The sequence below is a fragment of the Paraburkholderia sp. SIMBA_030 genome, assembly GCF_046535245.1.
Lineage (GTDB): Bacteria > Pseudomonadota > Gammaproteobacteria > Burkholderiales > Burkholderiaceae > Paraburkholderia.
On the sequence record NZ_JAWRXB010000003.1, the window covers coordinates 25,743 to 42,253 of the forward strand.

At 62.8% G+C, this 16,511-nt stretch carries 10 protein-coding genes; 1 reads left to right on the top strand and 9 read right to left on the bottom strand.

Features of this window, described 5'->3' with window-relative positions:
* Nucleotides 1-30: 30 nt before the first annotated feature.
* A complete protein-coding gene (gene putA, locus SB772_RS05470; RefSeq protein ID WP_410832276.1) occupies nt 31-3,960 on the bottom strand; it encodes a trifunctional transcriptional regulator/proline dehydrogenase/L-glutamate gamma-semialdehyde dehydrogenase in 3,930 nt (1,309 codons plus the stop codon).
* Between the two features lie 313 nt (nt 3,961-4,273).
* Here putA and SB772_RS05475 point away from each other — a divergent pair, with 313 nt between their 5' ends.
* Nucleotides 4,274-4,444: a hypothetical protein gene (locus tag SB772_RS05475; protein WP_410832277.1), complete on the top strand. Its 171-nt coding sequence runs from the start codon at nt 4,274-4,276 to the stop codon at nt 4,442-4,444.
* A gap of 101 nt (nt 4,445-4,545) precedes the next feature.
* Here the strand turns inward: SB772_RS05475 and SB772_RS05480 are convergent, their stop codons facing one another.
* From SB772_RS05480 to atpG, 8 genes are all read right to left on the bottom strand, one after another.
* Entirely contained in the window at nt 4,546-4,794 is a 249-nt protein-coding gene (locus tag SB772_RS05480) for a hypothetical protein (protein WP_410832278.1), read from the bottom strand.
* Entirely contained in the window at nt 4,791-6,212 is a 1,422-nt protein-coding gene (locus SB772_RS05485; RefSeq protein WP_410832279.1) for a YeiH family protein, read from the bottom strand. Before SB772_RS05485 ends, SB772_RS05480 begins: the two co-directional genes overlap by 4 nt.
* A gap of 170 nt (nt 6,213-6,382) precedes the next feature.
* Entirely contained in the window at nt 6,383-8,629 is a 2,247-nt protein-coding gene (locus tag SB772_RS05490; RefSeq protein ID WP_410832280.1) for a primosomal protein N', read from the bottom strand.
* Between the two features lie 464 nt (nt 8,630-9,093).
* Nucleotides 9,094-10,194 carry a uroporphyrinogen decarboxylase gene (hemE, locus tag SB772_RS05495; RefSeq protein WP_410832281.1) on the bottom strand — a complete coding sequence of 367 codons (1,101 nt, stop codon included), beginning with the start codon at nt 10,192-10,194 and terminating at the stop codon, nt 9,094-9,096.
* Between the two features lie 1,155 nt (nt 10,195-11,349).
* On the bottom strand, nt 11,350-13,080 hold the full coding sequence (locus SB772_RS05500; protein WP_410832282.1) for an AMP-binding protein: 1,731 nt from the start codon (nt 13,078-13,080) through the stop codon (nt 11,350-11,352).
* Between the two features lie 346 nt (nt 13,081-13,426).
* Nucleotides 13,427-13,852 (bottom strand): F0F1 ATP synthase subunit epsilon, encoded by a 426-nt coding sequence (locus tag SB772_RS05505; RefSeq protein ID WP_410832283.1) that lies wholly within the window; start codon nt 13,850-13,852, stop codon nt 13,427-13,429.
* A 248-nt stretch (nt 13,853-14,100) separates the two neighbouring features.
* Entirely contained in the window at nt 14,101-15,495 is a 1,395-nt protein-coding gene (gene atpD / locus SB772_RS05510; RefSeq protein WP_410832284.1) for a F0F1 ATP synthase subunit beta, read from the bottom strand.
* Nucleotides 15,496-15,610: 115 nt separating this feature from the next.
* On the bottom strand, nt 15,611-16,495 hold the full coding sequence (gene atpG, locus SB772_RS05515; protein ID WP_410832285.1) for a F0F1 ATP synthase subunit gamma: 885 nt from the start codon (nt 16,493-16,495) through the stop codon (nt 15,611-15,613).
* Between the last annotated feature and the right edge of the window lie 16 nt (nt 16,496-16,511).

Genomic DNA, 16,511 nt, shown 5'->3' on the forward strand with positions numbered 1-16,511 from the left:
CGTTTTATTGAGAGAATCGATGAGGTTCGCTCAACCGATCGTCATCAAATTTGCATTACCGCCGGCTGCTGCCGTATTCACGCTGACCGAGCGTTCCGTCAACAGACGCTCGAGCGCGTAATCCTCATCGCCGCTTTCCAGCGCGCGAGCCGCGACGCCTTGCACCGAGACGATCGGCCCCGGGCGCTGCGCGACTTCCTTGACCAGCGCCAGCAATTCGTCGCTATCGCCTTCGAACAACACCGCGTCGAAAGGCGTATCGGCGCTCTTCCTCACGCTTGCATGAGACTTCAATGCGGCGGGCAGCGTCGACACCAGTTGCTCGCCGGCCGCGCCGTCGAACAGCGCGCGGTTGCCGGTGGCGAGCACCGCCGCCAGTTGCACCCGGGCGCCGCTTGCCGTCGACGCCACGCACAGCACCGTGCCGCGCGCGCCCAACGTGTAGGTGTTGCGCTCGCCGGTGGGCCCCGACAATACCGCCGTCGCGCCCGCCAGCACATGCGACAGATAGCCGTCACAGCGCGCGGCCAACACCGGCTGGCGTTCGGCGATCAGCCAGTCGCGCAGCATCGTCAACGCCGCGGACGGATTGTCGCTGTTTTCCGCGGCTTGCGGTGCATCCACCATCAATGCGTCCGCCAACGACTTCGGCAAACCGGCCGGACGCGTGGCCAACAGACGTTGCAGATAGAGCGCGCCACCCGCCTTCGGCCCCGTGCCCGACAAACCTTCGCCGCCGAACGGCTGAACCCCCACCACCGCGCCGATCACGTTGCGGTTCACGTAGATGTTGCCGACGTGCGCGCGGCTGATCACGTGCGCGATCGTTTCGTCGATTCGCGTGTGAATGCCGAGCGTCAGGCCGTAGCCGGTCGTGCGGATCTGCTCGAGCAGCTTGTCCAGTTGGCTGCGGCGGTAACGCACCACATGCAGCACCGGGCCGAACACTTCGCGCTTCAGTTCGTCGATGCTGTCGAGTTCGATCAGCGTCGGCGGCACGAAGGTGCCTTGCGCGCAGCCTTCCGGCGTCGGCAGCTGCTCGACCTTGCGGCCTTTCTCGCGCATCGCCGCGATATGCGCGTCGATGCCGCGCTTCGCGTCGAGGTCGATCACCGGGCCGACGTCGATCGACAGACGATCCGGATTGCCCACGGCCAGCTCGCGCATCGCGCCGGTCAGCATTTCCAGTGTGCGGTCCGCAACATCATCCTGTAGACAAAGAACGCGCAGCGCGGAACACCGTTGACCGGCGGAATCGAACGACGACTGCAGCACATCCGCGACCACCTGCTCGGCGAGCGCCGACGAGTCGACGATCATCGCGTTCTGACCACCGGTTTCGGCGATCAGCGGAATCGGCTTGCCGTCCGGATCGAGACGGCCGGACAACGTCTTGTTGATCAGGCGCGCGACTTCGGTCGAGCCGGTGAACATCACCGCGCGAGTGCGCGGGTCGGCCACCAAAGCGGCGCCAACCGTTTCACCGTCGCCCGGCAGCAGTTGCACCGCGCCTGCCGGCACGCCGGCTTCGCGCAGGATACGCACGGCTTGTGCGGCGATCAGCGGCGTTTGTTCGGCCGGCTTCGCGAGCACGGTGTTGCCCGCAGCCAATGCCGCGGCCACCTGGCCCATGAAAATCGCCAGCGGGAAATTCCACGGGCTGATACACACGACCGGACCGAGCGGGCGATGCGTGTCGTTGGAAAACTCGTCGCGAATCTGCGTCGAGTAGTAGCGCAGGAAGTCGATCGCTTCGCGGATTTCCGCCACCGCGTTCGCCAGCGATTTGCCGGCTTCGCGCACCACCAGCCCCATCAGCGTATGCATCTGCGCTTCGAGCAGGTCGGCGGCACGTGCGAGGCAATCGGCGCGCGCGTCGACCGGCGTCGCTTGCCAGATCGGCGCGGCGGCAACCGCGTGGGCGAGTGCGGCGCTCACGTGTTCCGGGGTCGCTTCGACGACTGTGCCGACCAGATCGCGATGATCAGCCGGATTGCGCACGTCGCGGGCGGCGCCGGCGGCGATCTCGTTGTCTTCGAGCATCGGCGCGGCGCGCCACGGATGATGCGCGCTCGCCAGCAACGCCGACGACAGCGACGCCAGACGATGTTCGTTCGACAGATCGAGACCCATCGAATTGAGGCGCTCGGCGCCATACAGATTGCGCGGCAGCGGAATTTTCGCGTGCGGCGCGCCGAGCGGGACGATCTTCGACGCTTCGTCGACCGGGTCGGCGATCAGGTCCTTGATCGCGACGCTTTCATCGGCGATGCGGTTCACGAACGACGTGTTCGCACCGTTTTCCAGCAGACGGCGCACGAGATACGCGAGCAGCGTTTCATGCGTGCCGACCGGCGCGTACACGCGGCACGGACGGTTCAGCTTATCGCGGCCGGTGACTTCCTCATATAACGGCTCGCCCATGCCGTGCAGGCACTGGAACTCGTACTGGCCGGGATAGAAGTTGTTGCCGGCGAGGTGATAGATCGCCGACAGCGTGTGCGCGTTATGCGTCGCGAACTGCGGATAGACCGCGTCGGGCGCGCCGAGCAGCTTCTTTGCGCACGCCAGGTACGATACGTCCGTATAGATCTTGCGCGTGTAGACCGGATAGCCTTCGAGGCCGTCCACTTGCGCGCGCTTGATTTCGGTATCCCAGTACGCGCCCTTCACGAGGCGCACCATGATGCGGTGACGGCTGCGGCGCGCCAGATCGATCAGGTATTCGATCACGAACGGGCAGCGCTTTTGATATGCCTGCACCACAAAGCCGATGCCGTTCCAGCCGGCCAGTTCGGGATCGAAGCACAGCGCTTCGAGCAGATCGAGCGAGATTTCGAGGCGGTCGGCTTCTTCGGCGTCGATGTTCAGGCCGATGTCATAGCGGCGCGCGAGGATCGCCAAAGAGCGCACGCGCGGCAGCAGTTCACTCATCGCGCGCTCCTGCTGCGAGCGCGAATAGCGTGCGTGCAACGCCGACAGCTTGATCGAGATGCCCGGACCTTCATAGATGCCACGGCCGCCGGCCGCTTTGCCGATCGCGTGGATCGCCTGTTCGTACGATGCGTAGTAGCGTTGCGCGTCGGCTTCGGTGGTTGCCGCTTCGCCGAGCATGTCGTACGAATAGCGGAAGCCGCGTGCTTCGTATTTGCGGCTATTGGCGAGGGCTTCGGAGATGTTCTCGCCGGTGACGAACTGCTCGCCCATCAGGCGCATCGCCATATCGACGCCCTTCCTGATCAACGGCTCGCCGCCCTTGCCGATCAGGCGCGTGAGCGCCGACGACAGGCCGGTTTCGCTGTTGGTCGTCACCAGCTTGCCGGTGATCATCAAGCCCCACGTCGCGGCGTTGACAAACAGCGACGGCGCCTGGCCGACATGCGATTTCCAGTCGCCCTTGCTGATCTTGTCGCGGATCAGCGCGTCGCGGGTGGCGCGGTCGGGAATGCGCAGCAGCGCTTCGGCGAGGCACATCAGCGCCACGCCTTCCTGGCTCGACAGCGAGAATTCATGAATCAGTCCTTCGACACCGCCACCCTTGCTCTTGGTGCGCAGCGTTTCGACCAGCTTGCCCGCCATGGTCTGCACTTCGCCCGCGAGATTCGCCGGCAAACGCGCCTGACCGAGCAGGAACGGCAGGCATTCCGGCTCAGGCCTGCGGTACGCGGCGGTGATCGCCGCGCGCAACACCGATTGCGGTTGCACGTTCTGCGCGAATTCGAGGAACGGGTGCGACGCGCCGTCTTCCTCGCTTTCGACCGCGGCGCCATCGGCCAGATCGGCAGAGCCCGTTACGCCCGACAGTTCGGGCGGCAATTGCCCGTGCTCGATCTTTTCGAGGTACGCGAAGATCGCCTGCTTGATCAGCCAGTGCGGGGTGCGTTCGAGGCGAGTGGCGGCATCTTTCAGCCGGGAACGCAGGAGGTCGTCGACCTTGACGCCAAGGGTGGTGCTAGCCATGTTTCCTTCTTCGGATACCAGTCAACGTAAGCTGGCGAAAGACTAAAAGTTCGCCGAATCGTACGCCTCCCAATAAAAAGGTGCAACCATTCGCGACGCATGGTTGCACCTAGATGAAAGCCTTGTGCAGCCGGGGTTTCCGTAGGATCGTGCCGGGCCGGGCGACACCGGTTGCGATCAGTAGTTTCCCTGGCGTGATTCTTTTCGCATCTACCCTCATCGAATCGCGCGGCGCGCCGTTATACAGATTGGATGGTCGCGGCCGCAGGGCACGCAAATAAAAAACGGTACGGGGTTTTAGAGGACAGGCGAAATGGAAAAGTGGTTGGTGATATTGGGCATCTGGGCAATGTGCGCGACTTGCGCGGTGCTGTTCATCCGCGGTGCGACGGGTGGCGCGCGCAAACGCGCGGCCGAGGAAGGAAGCACGCGACAGGCATCGCGCGCGTCGGCAGGCGATACGCGGACGGCCTTGCGGGATTGAGTCATCGAGTCCGGCGAGCTGGGATTGAAGAAGTAGAGGCGCCGGTTTCCGATTGGGAGTGCGCCGCCCGGTTTAGCCAGGCGGCGATGTGAGCGCGCGCGTCAATGCCGCGGAATCGGCTCGAACTGCGCGCACGCGTCGCCGGGGGAAACGAGCTGGTCGTGCAGACGGCATAGCCGGCTGCCCGCCACGCTCGCACTAAACCCGGAACCGAACACGGCGAGGCCCGCAATGCTCTGCTCCAGTGAGTGCCGATCGTCGGCGCGGTACCGGCAGCTTGCGCAGCACGGCCCGCACGCTTCATCGCGTGCGTCCGCGGTGCCGGCAACGCGCCCGGCCACGCTTGTCACGAGCCCTGCCCCAAGCTACGCCAGTACGGTGCGAACACGTGCGCGGACAGCACGTAACCGATGGCGATATTGACCACCACGCCCGCCGTGAAGGCGAGGAACGGCTTCAGGCCGGTGGCCGTCAGCGAGCGCAAGCGCGTGGTCAGTCCAATGCTCAGGAAACAGAACGTGAACGCCCACGTGCGCAGCGCGGTAATCGGCGCAGCGAATTCCGGCGTGACTATCTTGCGGTAGTCGGCCAGCGAATAGTGGCTGGCGATCCACGTCACCAGCGCCGACGCCATCACGAAGCCGATCACGAATTTCGGAAAGCGCGCCCAGATCTCACCGGCGTTAGCCTTGGTCTGGACGCCGCTGTTCAGCGACTCCCAGCGCGTCGTCGCGACGATTGCCAATAGGAACGCCCAGATGCCGATCCAGATATCGCGGCCGACCACCTTCATCAGCGTGAACGCCTGCAACGACGCTTCCGGTGCGCCGGCAATCGCGCCGCCGGCGTGTTTCGCGAAGTCGCCGTAGGCTTGCGCGGCGGCAATGCCCGCGGCATCGGCGAATTCGGAGGTGCCGATCCACGCACCCGCGACCCCCGTCGATAGTCCCAGCGAGCGCGACGCGAACGGCAGCGCGAAAATCATCACGATCGCCCACAACACCACCAAAGTGATCGCTATCGACGCCTGCTCACGCTTGGCCCGCACCGCACCGGCAATCGCGATCGCCGCCGACACGCCGCACACCGCGCCGCCCACGCCCAGCACGGCGGCAAAGCGGCGGTCGAGGCCGAACGCCTTGCTGGCGAAGAAAATCACGAAGAAGGTGACGAGCGAGACGATGGTTGCCTGCCCGACCGCGACCGGGCCGGCCCATACCAGCAGCGTGAACGGCAGCGTCGCGCCAAGCAGCACGATACCGACCTTGATATAAAACTCGACGCGCAAACCCGCCGAAAACCACTCGGGCAGCTTGAACACGTTCGAGACCAACAGGCCGAGCGCCAGCGCCACCAGCGGCGGCTCGAGGTTGTACTTCGAGGCGTTGACCCACGCGCCGAGCGTGAGGATCAGCGTCGACACAATAAACAGAATCAGGAACGCGCGAAGAAAAGATCCGACCCGCTGCTTCAGCGCGGCGAGACTCACGCCGAACAGCAGCGAGAACACGATAAACAGCGCGACGTAGTTCGTCAGATGCCTGCCGAAGTCCTGAGCGGTCTGGCCGGCGCTCGACCATTTGGCCGGCGCAACCGCCAGCCATTTGATGCTGCTGCCCGACGCGAACAGCGCCCAGGCAACGACGATGACTGACAGGCCGACCCAAACGGCCCACCAGTCTTCAGTGGAAAAGAGACCGCCGCCGCGCGTGCTTTGCTGCCTGTCAGGTGCGGCGCCGGTTGGAAGGGTGCGGTCGGTATCGCTCATCGCAATGCCTCGGGAAAAGTTGAGGTGCATCGACGCGCGGATTTCGGAATTGTTGTGAAACTTGCGCCGATTCGGCGAAATATAGGCGAGCGAAGTCGCAAAACGAAACGACCATTCGCTCTATGAATATGACTTAAAGGAGTAACGCCGAAGTTAGACGTGGGTTGGCGCTAGATGTCCAGCGGGTCGACTTCGAGATTCCAGCGCAGCACGCCCTTGAGGCTGCGTAGCATCGGTTGCCAGCCACGCAAGGTCGCTTGCAGCGCCGCACGCGACGTGCTTTCGATCAGCAACTGCGCGCGATGCACGTGCATCACCTTGACGATGGTGAGCGGCACGGCGTCGTAGACGGTCACGCGCTCAGCCGCCGGAATCTCCGTCAGCGCCGCAGCCGCCTGTTGCAAGAAAGCGAGCGCCGCTTCGAGCGTGCGCCCTTCGGCGCGCAGTAGCGCCTGATAGGCAAACGGCGGCAAGTGCGCGTCGCGACGCTCGGTCAGCGTCGAATTGGCGAAGCCGACGTAATCGTGCCGGGCCAGCGCGTGATAGAGCGCGTGGCGCGGATAGCGGGTCTGCACCAGCACTTCACCCCGCAAACCGGCGCGGCCGGCCCGGCCGCTTACTTGCATCAATTGCGCGAAGAGGCGCTCGCTCGCGCGAAAGTCGTGCGAAAACAATGCGGTATCGGCGTTGAGCACGCCGACCAGCGACACCCGTTGAAAATCGTGACCCTTTGCGATCATCTGCGTGCCGACAAGAATATCGACCTCGCCCGCGTGCACATCGGAGAACAGCGCCTGCGCGCTGCCCTTGCGGCGCGTGCTGTCGGCGTCGATACGCAGCACGCGGGCGCCGGGCACCGCGCTCGCCAGCGTTTCCTCGACGCGTTGCGTGCCGCGTCCCATCGGCGCGATGTCGACGTTACCGCAATCCGGGCACGCGCGCGGAATGCGCGATTCCCAGCCGCAGTGGTGGCAGCGCAGCGCGCGCTCGGGTTTGTGCAGGACGACATACGCGCTGCAACGCGGGCAACCGGCAACCCAGCCGCAGGCGTCGCAGGCGAGTTGAGGCGCGTAGCCGCGGCGGTTGAGAAACACTAGACTTTGCTCGCCGCGTTCCAGCCGGTTTTTCAGGGCGGCGATCAACGGTCCGGACAACCCTTCCACCGATGCCCGCCCGCGCCGTCGCTCTTCTTCGAGATCGATCAGTTTGACGGTCGGCAGCACGGCTTCAGCAACGGCGCGGCGCGACAACGTGAGACGCGTATAGCGCTCCTGATCGGCCTGCCACCAGCTTTCGAGCGACGGCGTGGCCGAGCCGAGCACCACTGGCAAGCCAAGCTGCTTGGCGCGGTAGATCGCGAGGTCGCGCGCCGAATAGCGCAGGCCTTCCTGTTGCTTGTAGGCCGGATCGTGTTCCTCATCGACGACGATGATGGCGAGCTTCGGCAGCGATGCCAGCACCGCTAGCCGCGTGCCGAGCACGATGCGGGCGCGCCCGGTGTGTGCGGCAAACCAGTTGCGGGCGCGCTCACCTTCCGCGAGGCCGCTGTGCAGCGTGACGATCGATGCGCCTTCCAGCGCAGCGAAGCGCGCCCGGAAGGCCGCTTCGAACTGCGGCGTCAAATTGATTTCAGGGACGAGGACAAGCGCCTGCGCGTCGGGCTTCGCAGCGAGGATTTCGGCGAGCGCGCGCAGATAGACTTCGGTCTTGCCGCTGCCGGTCACGCCGTGCAACAGGAACGGCGCAAAGCCGTTGGCGTTGCGGATCGCTCCGACGGCGGCTGCTTGTTCGTCGGTGAGCGTGGGCAATGTAGGCGCCGGCGCATCCGGCAACCTTGGCGCGGCAAGCGCCGCGGCAGCGTCGATAACGTCCAGCGCGACCCAGCCTTCGGCCTGCCAGGCGTCGAGGGTCGCGATTGCTTTGGGGTGGATCGCACGGGCATCGGCTGCCAGCAGGAAGTCGGTGTCCGCGAGCGCCTGCGCAAGCTTTCTCAGGGCGCTGGCTCGGGCAGGCAACGCGTCCGGCAACGCGTCGCGGCCCTCGGACGTGAGCCGGTAACGCTCTTCCGGTGCGAACAGACGCGTCCAGCGCGATGCGTCGCGCAAGGCTTGCGGCAACGCGGGCAGAGCCACTTCCCCGAGGCCGCGCTGATAGTAGTCGGCCGCGAAGGCTGCCAGCGCCAGCCATTCCGCCGACACCGGCGAACACGCGGTGCAAACATGGTCGACCGCGCGCAAGCGCTCCGCAGGAACGTCGCTGTGAGCGGTCACTTCGCAGACAAGGCCCACCACACGGCGCTTGCCGAACGGCACGCTCACCAGCAAGCCCGGCGCGACGCGCCCGGGCGTGTCGCAACGATAGTCGAATAAGGTCGGCAGCGGATGATCCAGCGCGACGCGGACGAACACGGCACTCACGCGGCGGTCTGGGCCTGGTGAGGTGATGCGGCACGATGCCGCGCCGCGGTACGCATTGAGCAGAAGGCGAACCCGTCGAAGTTAAAGTAAAACTTCAATTTCGGCGCTAAGTTTTGGATTCGGCTGAACAATTGCAATCGGTCCGCGTGCCTGTGGATAACTTTGTTGAGAACTTCGCTCTGAAGGGCCAAGAACCGCGCCGCGCCGACCTTCTGTGGGATTCCGCACACTTTGTCGTGAGGCCGTGAAACCCTTGCCAGACAAGGCTTAGATCTAATGCGCCTGCAAAGTGCAAGGGCTAGGGCACAATGAAAGCTTCTACCGCGCCGCAACGTGATGAATGTGCATAAGTCAAGTCTTGACAACAGCAAGACCGCCATCCGGCGGCCCGCAGCCCGCTGTTTTGCCCTTAGACCGAGAGCCCAGTTCGCTGCATTGCAGCAGAACTGGTAACGGTTACAGCGTCACGTTGGTGCATGTGCACCACTGCGAATGGCGCGGCTATGGCGGTGAACCTCATCGACCAGTTCGGCAACATGCTCCGGCGGCGTAAATTGCGAGATGCCATGCCCGAGATTGAAAACGTGGCCCGGATGGTTGCCGAAGCTATCGAGCACAGCGCGCGCTTCCATGCGAATTGAAGCCGGCGGGGCGAACAACACCGACGGATCGATATTGCCTTGTAGCGCCACCTTGCCGCCCACACGCTCGCGCGCCTTGCCCAGATTCACCGTCCAGTCGAGTCCGACGGCATCGACGCCGGTATCGGCGATCTCGTCGAGCCACAGGCCGCCGCCCTTCGTAAAGGTGATCACCGGCACTTTTTCGCCGTCGTGATCGCGCTTCAACTGGCTCACGACCTGCTGAATGTAATGCAGCGAGAAGCGTTGATAGACGCCGTCTGCCAGCGCCCCGCCCCACGTGTCGAAAATCATCACGGCTTGCGCACCGGCTTCGATCTGCGCGTTCAGGTACGCCGCAACCGACTTCGCATTGACATCGAGAATGCGGTGAATCAGGTCCGGGCGCGCGTAGAGCATCGACTTGACGGTGCGGAAGTCTGCCGAGCCGCCGCCTTCGACCATGTAGCACGCCAAGGTCCATGGGCTGCCCGAAAAACCGATCAGCGGCACACGCTGAAAGCCTTGGGCGTCGGTGAGCGCGATGCGGATTTCGCGCACCGCGTCGGTGACGTAGCGCAGCGTGGCGTCGATGTCGGGCACCGCGAGACGTGCCACATCGTCTTCCGTGCGCACCGGGCGTGCGAATTGCGGGCCTTCGCCGGCGACGAATTCGAGGCCGAGGCCCATCGCGTCGGGTACCGTCAGGATGTCCGAGAACAGGATTGCGGCGTCGAGCGGATAACGCTCGAGCGGCTGCAGCGTGACTTCCGTTGCGTAGGCGGGGTTCTTCGCCAGATCGAGGAAACTCCCCGCGCGAGCGCGCGTGGCGTTGTATTCCGGCAGGTAGCGGCCCGCCTGTCGCATCAGCCAGATCGGCGTGTAGTCGGTCGGCTGGCGCAGTAGCGCGCGCAGGAAAGTATCGTTCAGGAGTTTATGGGCCACGTTGCGTGCGACTGAAGGCAAAGCGCTATTTTACCGGACCCGGCTCGCCGCATCGCGCTTGATGCGGGCAATAACTGCATCGCAGATCGTGTTTGCCTGGCTTTGACACCTCGTCTGGGGCGCCATGACTCGGACTGAACGGCCAATGTTCAAGCAATTGGCCGGGCTATCATCCGGCAGCCTTACCAAACAACTACGCGCAATCAAGGAGGCTCGAGGAACAAGGCAGCACTCGCACTGCTCGGCGCTTTGGCCGGTGTTTTGATGCAAATCGGCGTGGCCCACGCACAGGCCAGCGCAACCGCCGCGGCGCCTTCGCGAAGCAGTATTTTCCGCACGCGAACGTCACCGTCGAGCTGGGTGGATATAGCCCTTTTAAATAATTCCACTGCGCCGGCGCACCCGTGTAACTGGACCGTCGGATGTAAGCAAAAGCAGGACAATGCCGTCGAGCTGTCGCTGCGATCGGGGCAAGCGGCTTTCTTTCCTGTCCGCACTTCATGCGTGCTGCATCGCAGCGCGAACACTCGCACGCGGAAAGATGAAGTGCATGGATCCGGCAAGGCCCTGTAACGCGGACAATCGTTCGCGAAAAAGATGATCATGCAACCATTTCATGCGGAATCGACTGAACGGATTGTTCCGCGATATGCGTCGCGAATGGCATCAATCAGGCGTATTAAATTGCGAGTCGGCCATCGGTAGAACTTACGTTTAAAACGTTTCCGATTGGCAATAAATCCCGCAACGCCTTATCTGGCGGGCGTTACAACCTGAAACACTTTGTTACCGCGCTCGTAGGGTAATTCGCACACAATGCCCTCAACGGTTTCAACACGGATGTGGCTGGGTGCGTGGTGTGAGCGGATACGATGCACTTGCCGGTCGGCGTACGCCGAAGCCCTGTGAAGGGGCATCCCTGCTGGGGCCGTAGTCGGCGCTGGGACGCCGTCTCAGTCGGTTCCTCCTTTGGTCTCCTCGCGCTAACCCCGTAGCGTGTGGTTTTTAGCGGGCTCCAGGCCCGCTTTTTTTTCGTCTGGTCAAACGTTTGCGCGTTTTTCAGGGCCATCTTCGGCTCGGGCGGCAAACGGTTTTTCCCAAAATGTCGGCCGGCGCGGCGCAAGAATCTGCGCCGCGCCGAACCCTGCGTGCGCGTTACGCCGTCTTGTCTTCCTTCACCTTCAACTCACCGATCATCCGTTCGCGCATGATGAACTTCTGCACTTTGCCGGTTACCGTCATCGGCAGTTCGTCGACGAAGCGAATATGCTTCGGCACCTTGTAGTGGGCGATCTGACCCTGGCAAAATTGCTGGATCTCTTCAGCCGTCGCCTGCTCGCCTGAACGCAGGACGATCCACGCACACACCTCTTCGCCGTACTTCGGATCGGGCACGCCGAACACCTGCACGCTCTGGATCTTCGGGTGGCGGAACAGAAACTCCTCGATCTCGCGTGGATAGATGTTTTCACCGCCGCGAATCAGCATGTCCTTCAGACGGCCGACGATGTTGCAGTAGCCTTCGGCATCGAGCGTCGCCAGATCGCCGGTGTGCATCCAGCCATCGACAATGCTTTCCTGCGTCTTCGCCTCGTCGCCCCAGTAGCCTTGCATCACCGAATAGCCTCGGGTGCACAATTCGCCCGTCTCGCCCACCGGCACGATTTGGCCGAGTGGATCGACGATTTTCACTTCCAGATGAGGCTGGATGCGGCCGACCGTCGTGGTGCGCTTGTCGAGCGGATCGGTCGTCGAACTCTGGAACGACACCGGGCTGGTCTCCGTCATGCCGTACGCGATGGTGATTTCGTTCAGATGCATCTTCGAGACGACTTTCTTCATCGTCTCGATTGGGCACGGTGAGCCGGCCATGATGCCCGTGCGCAGATGCGAAAAGTCGTAGGTGGCGAAGTTGGGGTGATCGAGCTCGGCGATGAACATGGTCGGCACGCCGTGTAGTGCGGTGCATTGTTCTTCGGTGACCGCGGCCAACGTGGCGGCAGGGTCGAAGCCCTCGCCCGGAAACACCATATTCGCGCCGACCGATACGCACGCCAGCACTGACAACACCATGCCGAAGCAGTGATAGAGCGGCACGGGGATGCACAGGGCGTCCTGCTCGGACAGGCGCATCGCCATCGCGATATAGCGGGCATTGTTGACGACGTTGCTGTGCGTCAGCGTCGCGCCCTTCGGATTGCCGGTTGTGCCGCTGGTGAACTGGATGTTGATCGGATCGTGGCACGACAGCGTCGCGCCGATGGCGTCGAGCCTCGTGACGTCGAGCGTCGCGCGGCCTTGCTCGATCACATCGGAGAAGGTCAACATGCCGGCTGTTTCCGTGTCGCACATGCGGATCACATAGCGCAGATCAGGCAGGCGTGCGGCGCGCAAGTCGCCCGGCGCCTGAGTGGCCAGTTCCGGCGCGAGTTCCTGCAGCATCTCGAGGTACATCGACGTTTTGAACCGCTCTGCGGCGACGATCGCCTTGCAGCCGACTTTGTTCAACGCGTATTCGAGTTCCGCGAGCCGGTAAGCCGGATTGATGTTGACCAGCACGGCGCCAATGCGCGCAGTGGCGAACTGCGTGAGCAGCCACTCCACCCGGTTCGGTGACCAGATCCCCACGCGATCGCCTGTTTCGATGCCGAGCGCGAGCAGCCCGGCCGCCAGCACGTCGACCTCTTCCGCGAATTCTTTCCACGTCCAGCGAATGCGCTGCTCGCGAAACACCACAGCCGGACGGTCAGGAAAACGCTGCGCGGTGTCGCGCAGAAACTGGCTGACCGTTGCTTTGCTCAAGGGGATGTCGGTCGAACCACGGACGTACGAAAGACCGTCCTTCGGCTCGATGAGGGCGCCTTCGCCTGACACTTGCATTGCCATGGTGTTGTCTCCGTGAGCGGAAGCTCGCTCTATTGAGTGTCCCCAAACCTGTCGCTTCGCGCCGGGCTCTCCGGGGGTGCAATCCCCAATCCCCAAGGGGACTTCCTTCGGGGCGGGGGACTTCCTGCGAAGCGGAAAACTTGGGGCGGCACGGCGTTTTCTTGTGAAATCAATTTGAAACCGATTGTGCCACCGGCGTATGTCCGTGAGGCATCAAGTCTTACCCGCAGCGCATGAATGGACCGCGCTTATCTGAAGGCAGAATTTCGCTGACCTTTCCGTAAACGTCAAGTGGAGGTCAAAAAAAAGCAGCCATGAGGGCCGCTTTCTTTCTGATACGCGTTGCTTATTTCTGACCGCGCAGTCGGCGCAGACGCTGGATCGCGGCGAGCTGAGCCGTCGCATACGCCAGTTCCGCTTGCGCGGTGGCGTATTCGAGGTTCGAGCCCGTGTTTTGCAGCGCTTCTTCCGCACGCTTGCGCGCATCTTCGGCCTTGGCTTCGTCGAGATCCTTGCCGCGGATAGCGGTGTCGGCGAGAACCGTCACTGCACCCGGTTGGACTTCGAGAATGCCGCCGGCGACGAACACAAACTCTTCTTCGCCGTTTTCAGCTTCGATGCGCACCGCACCCGGACGAATCCGCGTGATGAGCGGCGTGTGGCCCGGCAGAATGCCGAGTTCACCCGCTTCGCCCGGCAGCGCGACGAACTTCGCCTGGCCCGAGAAGATCTGCTCTTCCGCGCTGACGACGTCTACTTTAATAGTTGCCATATCGACTCCTGTTGCGACCCGAGTTAGCGCTTTAGCGCTTACTCGGGTCCCATGCAAGGCTCGACCGGAGTTAGCGCTTTAGCGCTTACTCGGGTCCCATGCAAGGCTCGACCGGAGTTGGCGCTTTAGCGCTTACTCGGGTCCCATGCAAGGCTGGTTGAGCGTAGTAAGAGGCGCCGGCTTTGCGTTCCGATACCGTTAGGTATCGATACGCGCGAGGCCGGCGCCCGCTTCGTTACACCCGACCTTTACTGGATCTTCTTGGCCTTTTCAAAGGCTTCGTCGATCGTGCCGACCATGTAGAACGCTTGCTCCGGCAGGTGGTCGCACTCGCCTTCAACGATCATCTTGAAGCCACGGATCGTTTCTTTCAGCGGCACGTACTTGCCCGGGGAGCCCGTGAACACTTCGGCGACGTGGAACGGCTGCGACAGGAAACGCTGGATTCTACGAGCGCGCGCCACGGCGAGCTTGTCTTCCGGCGCCAGTTCGTCCATGCCCAGAATCGCGATAATGTCGCGCAGTTCCTTGTAGCGCTGCAGCGTTTGCTGCACGCCGCGCGTGATCGAGTAATGCTCTTCGCCGATCACGTTCGGGTCGATCTGACGCGAGGTCGAATCGAGCGGATCCACTGCCGGGTAGATACCCAGCGAAGCGATGTCACGCGACAGCACGACGGTTGCGTCCAGGTGGCCGAAGGTCGTAGCCGGCGACGGGTCGGTCAAGTCGTCCGCAGGGACGTACACGGCTTGCACCGACGTGATCGAGCCCGTCTTGGTCGACGTAATACGCTCTTGCAGCTTACCCATTTCTTCAGCGAGCGTCGGCTGATAGCCCACTGCCGACGGCATACGGCCGAGCAGTGCCGACACTTCCGTGCCTGCCAGCGTGAAACGGTAGATGTTGTCGACGAAAAACAGCACGTCGAGGCCTTCGTCACGGAAGTGCTCGGCCATCGTCAGCCCGGTCAGCGCGACGCGCAGACGGTTGCCCGGCGGCTCGTTCATCTGGCCGTACACCAGCGCGACCTTGTCGAGAACGTTCGAGTCCTTCATTTCGTGATAAAAGTCGTTCCCTTCGCGGGTACGCTCGCCAACACCGGCGAACACGGAGTAACCACCGTGTGCCTTAGCGATGTTGTTGATCAGTTCCATCATGTTCACGGTCTTGCCCACACCGGCGCCACCGAACAGACCCACCTTGCCGCCCTTGGCAAACGGGCAGATCAGGTCGATAACCTTGATGCCGGTTTCGAGCAGTTCGGTCGACGGCGACAGTTCGTCGAACGCCGGAGCCTTCTGGTGAATACCGCGAACCACGTCCGAATTGATCGGGCCGGCTTCGTCGATCGGGCGACCCAGCACGTCCATGATCCGGCCGAGGGTCGGTTTGCCGACCGGCACGCTGATCGGCTTGCCGGTGTTCTTCACCGTCGTACCGCGGCGCAGGCCGTCCGATGAACCCAGACAGATGGTACGGACGACGCCGTCGCCCAGTTGTTGCTGGACTTCGAGGGTCAGTTCCGAACCTTCGAGAATGAGCGCGTCGTAAATCTTCGGCATGGTTTCACGCGGAAATTCCACGTCGATCACCGCGCCGATGCACTGTACGATCTTGCCTTCTACCAAAGCAGTAGTACTCATCGCTTTTCCTTTAGATACTCAATTCTTCACTCGCGCAAAGGCGCAGTTTCGATGGGGTCGCCTGGACGGGTGCGCCTCACGGTCGCACACGAAGCGGCGTTTTCGACCGTCAAGGTCAGACTGCCGCTGCGCCACCGACGATTTCCGACAGTTCTTTCGTGATCGCGGCCTGACGGCTCTTGTTGTACACGAGTTGCAGTTCGTTGATGACCGTCTTCGCGTTGTCCGAAGCGGCCTTCATGGCGACCATTCGTGCCGACTGCTCCGATGCCATGTTTTCCGCGACGGCCTGATAGACCAGCGCTTCGACATAGCGCACCAGCAGTTCGTCCACCACTACCTGTGCATCCGGCTCGTAGATGTAGTCCCACTGCGTGCTCGGCATCGTGCCGTCTTCTTCCCTGCGCTCGAACTGCTCTGCCGACAGCGGCAGCAGTTGCTCGATCACCGGCTCCTGCTTCATCGTATTGACGAAGCGCGTGTACGCCAGGTACACCGCCGAAACCTTGCCTTCCGAGTACAGGTCGAGCTGCACCTTCACCGCGCCGATCAGTTTTTCCAGATGCGGCGTGTCGCCCAGATTCACGACATTCGACACCACCTTGGCGCGCAGACGGTTCAGGAAACCCAAGCCCCTGGTGCCGATCGCAGTTGCTTCGATCGTCTTGCCCTGGCCTTCCAGTTCCTTGAACTTCTGCAACGACGCACGCAGCACGTTCGTATTCATCCCGCCGCACAGACCTTTATCGGTCGTGACGAGGATGATGCCGGCCGTTTTCGCGCCTTCGTTCGACACCATGAACGGGTGACGATACTCCGGGTTCGCACGGCTCATGTGTGCAGCGATATCGCGGACCTTGTCGGCATACGGGCGAGCAGCGCGCATGCGCTCCTGAGCGCGGCGCATCTTCGATGCGGCCACCATCTCCATCGCTTTCGTGATCTTGCGCGTGTTTTGCACGCTCTTGATCTTGCCGCGAATTTCCTTCATTCCAGCCATTGCTTGCTCCTTGTCG

Bases quoted from the DNA above. Each gene is read 5' to 3' on its own strand.
- putA (WP_410832276.1), bottom strand. From the start codon at position 3,960: ATGGCTAGCACCACCCTTGGCGTCAAGGTCGACGACCTCCTGCGTTCC.
- SB772_RS05475 (WP_410832277.1), top strand. From the start codon at position 4,274: ATGGAAAAGTGGTTGGTGATATTGGGCATCTGGGCAATGTGCGCGACT.
- SB772_RS05485 (WP_410832279.1), bottom strand. From the start codon at position 6,212: ATGAGCGATACCGACCGCACCCTTCCAACCGGCGCCGCACCTGACAGG.
- SB772_RS05500 (WP_410832282.1), bottom strand. From the start codon at position 13,080: ATGGCAATGCAAGTGTCAGGCGAAGGCGCCCTCATCGAGCCGAAGGAC.
- SB772_RS05505 (WP_410832283.1), bottom strand. From the start codon at position 13,852: ATGGCAACTATTAAAGTAGACGTCGTCAGCGCGGAAGAGCAGATCTTC.
- atpD (WP_410832284.1), bottom strand. From the start codon at position 15,495: ATGAGTACTACTGCTTTGGTAGAAGGCAAGATCGTACAGTGCATCGGC.
- atpG (WP_410832285.1), bottom strand. From the start codon at position 16,495: ATGGCTGGAATGAAGGAAATTCGCGGCAAGATCAAGAGCGTGCAAAAC.